Origin of the sequence: Nostoc sp. (assembly GCF_036917515.1) — a bacterium.
Classification (GTDB): Bacteria; Cyanobacteriota; Cyanobacteriia; order Cyanobacteriales; family Nostocaceae; genus Nostoc.
The window spans coordinates 21,789-28,180 of sequence record NZ_JBALDE010000147.1; the positions used below are offsets into that span (position 1 = coordinate 21,789).

At 42.4% G+C, this 6,392-nt stretch carries 6 protein-coding genes; 4 read left to right on the top strand and 2 right to left on the bottom strand.

The genetic code is table 11. The annotated features are described in order from the left end of the window. Positions 1-103 precede the first annotated feature (103 nt). The 3 genes from V7K89_RS18980 (at position 104) to V7K89_RS18990 (ending at position 4,769) form a co-directional block, all read left to right on the top strand. Positions 104-1,789, top strand: a complete 1,686-nt coding sequence (locus V7K89_RS18980) for a M14 family metallopeptidase (RefSeq protein ID WP_335189752.1) — start codon at positions 104-106, stop codon at positions 1,787-1,789. A 2-nt stretch (positions 1,790-1,791) separates the two neighbouring features. After that, positions 1,792-2,298: a GNAT family N-acetyltransferase gene (locus tag V7K89_RS18985; protein ID WP_335189755.1), complete on the top strand. Its 507-nt coding sequence runs from the start codon at positions 1,792-1,794 to the stop codon at positions 2,296-2,298. Positions 2,299-3,035: 737 nt separating this feature from the next. Beyond that, entirely contained in the window at positions 3,036-4,769 is a 1,734-nt protein-coding gene (locus V7K89_RS18990; RefSeq protein WP_335189757.1) for a fasciclin domain-containing protein, read from the top strand. A 57-nt stretch (positions 4,770-4,826) separates the two neighbouring features. On the opposite strand, the gene V7K89_RS18995 is transcribed toward V7K89_RS18990, so the two are convergent. Further along, a complete protein-coding gene (locus V7K89_RS18995; protein WP_335189759.1) occupies positions 4,827-5,492 on the bottom strand; it encodes a class I SAM-dependent methyltransferase in 666 nt (221 codons plus the stop codon). A 67-nt stretch (positions 5,493-5,559) separates the two neighbouring features. Between V7K89_RS18995 and V7K89_RS19000 the strand changes: the two genes are divergently transcribed. Continuing rightward, positions 5,560-5,967, top strand: a complete 408-nt coding sequence (locus tag V7K89_RS19000; RefSeq protein WP_335189763.1) for a hypothetical protein — start codon at positions 5,560-5,562, stop codon at positions 5,965-5,967. A 38-nt stretch (positions 5,968-6,005) separates the two neighbouring features. Here the strand turns inward: V7K89_RS19000 and V7K89_RS19005 are convergent, their stop codons facing one another. Beyond that, complete coding sequence (locus V7K89_RS19005) at positions 6,006-6,203, bottom strand: hypothetical protein (RefSeq protein ID WP_335189761.1); 198 nt, start codon at positions 6,201-6,203, stop codon at positions 6,006-6,008. Between the last annotated feature and the right edge of the window lie 189 nt (positions 6,204-6,392).

The window sequence follows — 6,392 nt, forward strand, 5'->3', positions numbered from 1 at the left end:
CAGTTTAGACAACAAGCTAGGGAAGCTAGTAAGCCTTGTCAGCTATTGATACAAGAATTGAAACGGCAATAGGTTTAAAATAATTCGTACTGAGGGGTTTATTATGCCAGATGTTCGGTTTGATAAATACTATCGTTATGAAGACTTAACACGCATTCTACACAGTTATGCAAAGGAATTTCCCCAACTAGTACGCATAGAAAGCATTGGCAAGAGTTACGAAGAACGTGACATCTGGCTATTAACAGTAACCAACTTTGCCACTGGCGCACATCAAGAAAAGCCTGCCCTTTGGGTTGATGGCAACATTCACGCCACTGAATTAGCACCATCAAGTGTTTGTTTATACCTATTGCAAACATTAGTTACAGCTTACGGTACTCACCCAGAAATTACCCGTTGTTTAGATACCCGCACCTTCTACATTTGTCCCCGTGTCAATCCTGATGGTGCTGAATTGGCATTGGCTGACAAACCAAAATTTATTCGCTCCGGTACTCGTCCTTATCCCTATGATGACGAAGGCAACGATGGGTTAGTGATGGAAGATATCGATGGCGATGGTCGGATTTTACTGATGCGAATCCCCGATGCTAATGGGGCTTGGAAAGTCTGTCCTACTGAACCCCGCCTGCTGGTGCGGCGCGAACCAACAGAAACAGGTGGTCAGTATTATCGCGTACTACCGGAAGGAAAGATAGAAAATTACGACGGAGTTGAGATTAAAATTCAGCGTTCTAAAGAAGGGCTAGATTTAAACCGGAATTTTCCATTTTTATGGCGGCAAGAATCTGAGCAATCGGGGTCTGGCCCTTATCCTACATCTGAAACAGAAGTGCGATCGCTTGTTGAGTTTATCACTACACATCCTAATATTACAGGAGCGATCACCTTTCATACCTTTAGCAGTGTTCTCATCCGTCCCTACACCCACCTCAGTGATGACGAATTCCCTGTCAATGACCTCCGCACCTATCAACGCATTGGCGCAAAAGGTACTGAACTCACCCAATACCCAGCCATCTCTGCCTTTCATGATTTCCGCTATGACCCCAAAGACGTAATTACAGGTACATTCGACGACTGGGCTTATGAATACCAAGGTCTATTTGCTTGGACAGTGGAAGTCTGGAGTCCGCAGCGCCAAGCTGGAATTAATGATTATAAATACATCGATTGGCAGCGAGAACACCCTGTAGAAGATGACCTGAAGTTGCTGCGTTGGAACGATGAAAAACTTGTAGGTAAGGGCTACGTAGATTGGTATCCCTTCGAGCATCCTCAACTCGGCCAGATTGAACTAGGCGGCTGGGATACTATGTACGCTTGGACAAATCCACCTCCTGAGTTTCTGGAGAAAGAAATTGCCCTCTTCCCAGAATGGCTGGTTTGGCATCTATTAATATCTCCTCGTTTAGAGATTTACGAAGCCAGTGTTCACAACTTGGGTAACGATACTTATCGAGTACGATTGGTTGTACAAAACACAGGCTGGTTGCCCACCAACATCACCCAAAAAGCCTTAGAAAAAAAGCTGGTGCGGGGTTGTATCTGTGAAATTGAACTATCTTCTGGGGGAAGTTTAGTAACGGGTAAGCCCCGTGAAGAGTTAGGTCAATTAGAAGGACGAGCCTATAAGCCCTCAACTCCCATTAGACGGCACAGCGATCCTACCAAGGATCGGGCAAAAGTGGAATGGGTGGTACGTGTGCCTCAAGGTAGTACAGTTAAACTGTTAGCCCGTCATGAACGCGCTGGAATCGCTCGCACTGAATTGACATTCCCATAATTTTGACATTTAAAATTGTCAAAAATTACTCTAATACAGCTTTGTCGAAACCGATAATTACTGTTCGCCTGATTACACGCGACGAACTTCCCCAACTTTTGGCTTTATATAACCATCTAAATCCAGTTGATGCGCCTTTACCGACTGACGATGTTTTACAATCTATCTGGGATGGGATTTTATGCGATCCCCGTTTGTATTACATTGTGGCTGATGTTGATAACCAGTTAGTAGCAACATGTAATTTAACTATTGTTCCCAACTTGACGCGTGGCGCACGTCCATACGGCATTATTGAAAATGTTGTCACCCATCTCGATTATCGACAACAGGGATTTGGTACACAGGTGTTACATTATGCGTTAGCTTTAGCATGGGAGCAACAGTGCTATAAAGTGATGCTTCTGAGTGGTTCAAAACGTGAAGAGACGTTGAACTTCTATGAAAATGCAGGGTTCAAACGTGGACTAAAAACTGGATTTGTTGCCTTACCTCCAGAGGAGTTGTGAGCAATATTGATACAGATTAGACATCTTTTAAAAACCCTAGTTTATCTTTAGGGTCATTTTCATAAAATTGTCTTTTGTAAAAAAATAATTCTTAGCCGAAAATCTTGGTACAATCAGGCTCAAAATTTTTGATTGCGATCGCTAATTTCCAGCTTAGTATTTGAAAATTTCCCATCAATGACAACTATCTAAAGAGTGAAACTTTTTCTTCAAAATCCAGCCCTGAGTTAGTTGTACAATCTCAATAAAAGATTAATAATACGCCATATCGCCAAGATTAATTTTATTTCTTAAATATTGCTAAAGATTATGATACATTGAGTTTGACGGCATCAACCTTCGTCGGCAATTATAAAGAGACGGCTATCAAAGCCAATTATTTTACTGCTTGACTGCAATTTTAGAACTGAATAAAATCGCCTACTTGCATTAATTCTCTTTATTGTTGCAACATATTATATTACCACAGGGACCATGCTTATTTTTAGTGTGCTCTGCGGTTCTTAAAAAAAATAGGAATTCGATACTATGTGTGGTGCACATGAGGATAAACGTTATGAGATATCAGAGCAGCTACTCATAATGTTCAGCGTTTTAATTTTCCAGAGCTAACAGGTTTCATTTCTGGTTTTCATGTCGAGGCGAACCAAATAATCATCTAGATATTTGTATTCACTTAGCCTTGCATCCAGTATTTTCCAATCGTCAACCCAAGAAATTGAAAAGAGGATATTTCCATGTCTAGTTTGTTTCGTTGGTCATCAGCAAAGGTTACTTTGCTAGTTCTGGGAATGACAGCTGCTACAATAACTCCCATCGTAATTTCTGCCCCAGCTTCATCTCAAACTCCTGTTCCATCTACAACACCATCACCTGACACATCATCACCTGCAACACCATCACCTGACACACCATCACCTGCAACACCATCACCTGCAACACCATCGCCTACTTCAACAGTTAACCTGTCTGATGTTTCCTCAGATTATTGGGCGCGTCCCTTCATTCAAGCCCTAGCTGAGAATAATGTGATTAGTGGCTTTCCTGATGGCACTTATAGACCAAATCAGCCTGTAACTCGTGCTGAATTTGCTGCCTTGATTCAAAAAGCTTTCGGTAATCAAAACCGAGTTCGGCAATTAAGTGCAGGTGGATTTAGTGATGTTCCTGCTAACTACTGGGCAGCTGCTGCAATTCAAAACGCCTACGAAACTGGATTTTTGGCAGGCTATCCAGGGAATGTGTTTAGACCAAATCAAGAAATTCCCAGAGTACAGGGGATCGTTGCTTTAAGTAATGGCTTAGGTTTAACTGGTGGCGATACAAGTACTCTTACTAATTTTTATAACGATGCTTCAGCCATCCCGGAATATGCTGTTGGCAGTGTGGCAGCAGCAACAGTAGGTAATCTTGTTGTCAACTACCCGGATGTAAAACAACTCAATCCCCAACAGTCTTTGACTCGTGCTGAAGCAGCAGCACTTTTATATCAAGCTTTAGTTAAACAGGGACGGGCACAACCCATTGCTAGCAATCTTCCAGCTAGTCAGTACGTTGTAGCTGGAACTCCTGTCAGTACTGATATTGTTTCTCTGACTGCATCCAGTAGTTCTTTTACAACTTTAACTTCTTTATTAAAGACAGCTGGTCTAGCAGATACTCTTCAACAGCCAGGCCCTTATACAGTCTTCGCTCCCACCAATGACGCATTTGCGGCTTTGCCTGCTGCTACCTTACAACAGTTACAACAACCAGAGAACAGAGAAGCATTAGTTAAGATTTTGAGATATCATGTGGTTCCGGGTGCGGTAACTGCTAGTCAACTCTCGGCAGGGGAATTGACAACCGATGAAGGAAGACCTGTAAATGTTAAAATCGATTCCGCAAACAGTCAAGTCTCGGTGAATAATGCCAGAGTTCTCCAGGCGGACGTAAAAGCTAGCAATGGTATTATCCATGCAATTAACCAAGTCCTGATTCCGCCTGATGTTAACATCAGTAAGTTAAATCAGCCACCAACAGGAAATGGGACATCTGATGTTAACGTAGGTAGAAGTACTCGTGGTGGCAGAAGCTATATCGGAGTTGGTGGTAACATTGGTTTGAGCGGCGATGATACAGCTCTGAGCGACACTAACTTTACAGTGATCAGCAAACTTGGTCTGACAAACTTTATATCGGTGCGACCATCGGTGATCTTCGGGGACGATACAGTATTTCTAGTTCCTGTGACTTTAGATTTTTCTCCCCGCAGAGCAGGTTCAGTGGGTGAAAGAAGCTTTGCTATATCTCCTTACATTGGTGCTGGTATAGCAATTGAAGCTAATGCCGATACTGATATTGGATTACTGTTAACAGGTGGTGTAGACCTTCCTATCGGTTCTAAACTGACGCTAACAGGTGGTGTAAATGCTGCTTTTGTGGATGATACTGATGTCGGATTACAGTTAGGAATTGGCTATAACTTCTAAGTAAATAGAAGTAGAACATATATAAGGGCGCACAGTTAGTTGTGCGCTCTTACTGTATTAAGGTCGCTTGATTGCTAAAGTAAGTCCATCGCCGATGGGGAGAACAGAGAGGGTAATGCGTTCGTCATGATGTAACTTATGGTTGAGCGCCCGGATTGCTTGGGTGCTTTCATCTTGATTTTGCTCCTGGGCGACTTGTCCAGACCATAAAACATTATCAATCGCAATCAATCCACCTGGACGCACTAATTGCAGCGATCGCTCATAATATGCATCATAATTTTCTTTATCAGCATCAATAAAGGCAAAATCGAAAGTTTCAGCTTGCCCAGTTGCCAATAGCCGATCTAAAGTTTCTAAAGCTGGTGCCAATTGGAGAGCGATTTTATCAGCAACTCCAGCTTCTTGCCAATACCGCCGAGCGATCGCAGTAAATTCTTCACTTACATCACAAGCGATAATCTTGCCATCAGCTGGTAGTGCCAAAGCTACAGAAAGTGAGCTATAACCCGTAAACACTCCAACTTCTAGGGTTTTCTTCGCTGCAATCAACTGCACTAGAAGCCTCATAAATTGCCCTTGTTCTGGTGAAATCTGCATTCCACCCCGGGGATGATTTGCAGTTTCTTGGCGCAACCTCCCAAGAATCTCTGGTTCCCGTAGCGAAACGGATAAAAGATAATTGTAGAGTTGGTTATCAAGACCTATAGACTGTTTTGACATGGTAGATGAGAGAATTGAGAGAAACTACAGTTATACTATCGCTGATAAGTGGAATCTCAGGAATAACATGGTGCGGTTAGTTTTAACAGTAATATTGCTGGTACTAATGACAGCTTGTGGCAGTATTGGACTACTACCGACTAGCGATTTAGTGCAAAAAGCGATCGCACTTGGGATAGAACAAACTCAACAAAAACTTAGTCAACAGTTGGATTTAGATTTTCAAGGATTTGAAATCAAGCGGCTATCAATTACCCAAGAACAACCCCTGACGATTGAAAATTTACCAGCTTTTCGCGTTCAGGGAACCTACGATTTGATTATCAAGTTACCAAAACGCCGCTTGACACAACCACAAAAACCTTTTCAAGTTTACCTACAAATTCAGCAAGAAGGTAAAACCTGGCGATTGCTGCTTCCAGAAAAAGGTAGTAAAAACACACAATCAATTTGGCGTAGCTATCTCATCCAATAGGGACGGCGAAAGGTTTAAATTGCCCACTGTTTCTGAAACTACAGGTTAAATTTTGTGTATCCTGTACCGTCATCTTCTGCAAGAATTACAAAATCGAAGGATGCAACTAACGCCTGTATTGCACCAGTTCCACCGTAGGGATAACTAAAGGGTTCAAACTCCAGTTTAGCTCTGTCGGCAGAAACCATGCTACAAGCAATTAATTGATATTCACCATTTTGAAAAGCATCAAACATAGAATATAAGTCCCAAGGAGTTTCGAGGCTAGGATCTGTCCACCTCTGTTCTACAGGTGTTGCAAACCAGCGACGGAAATGTTCAGTCTCTTCCTCGGCGTTGCATAAGTGCGGGATGAATCAGGTTAACACGGGTATTTTCCCGTACTTCAAGTAATGAAGTAATAATCGAATTGAATACTTCAGCAT

Excerpts from the sequence above, each read along its gene's own strand:
- V7K89_RS18990 (WP_335189757.1), top strand. The coding sequence starts at position 3,036 with ATGTCTAGTTTGTTTCGTTGGTCATCAGCAAAGGTTACTTTGCTAGTT.
- V7K89_RS19000 (WP_335189763.1), top strand. The coding sequence starts at position 5,560 with ATGGTGCGGTTAGTTTTAACAGTAATATTGCTGGTACTAATGACAGCT.
- V7K89_RS19005 (WP_335189761.1), bottom strand. The coding sequence starts at position 6,203 with ATGTTTGATGCTTTTCAAAATGGTGAATATCAATTAATTGCTTGTAGC.
- V7K89_RS18995 (WP_335189759.1), bottom strand. The coding sequence starts at position 5,492 with ATGTCAAAACAGTCTATAGGTCTTGATAACCAACTCTACAATTATCTT.
- V7K89_RS18980 (WP_335189752.1), top strand. The coding sequence starts at position 104 with ATGCCAGATGTTCGGTTTGATAAATACTATCGTTATGAAGACTTAACA.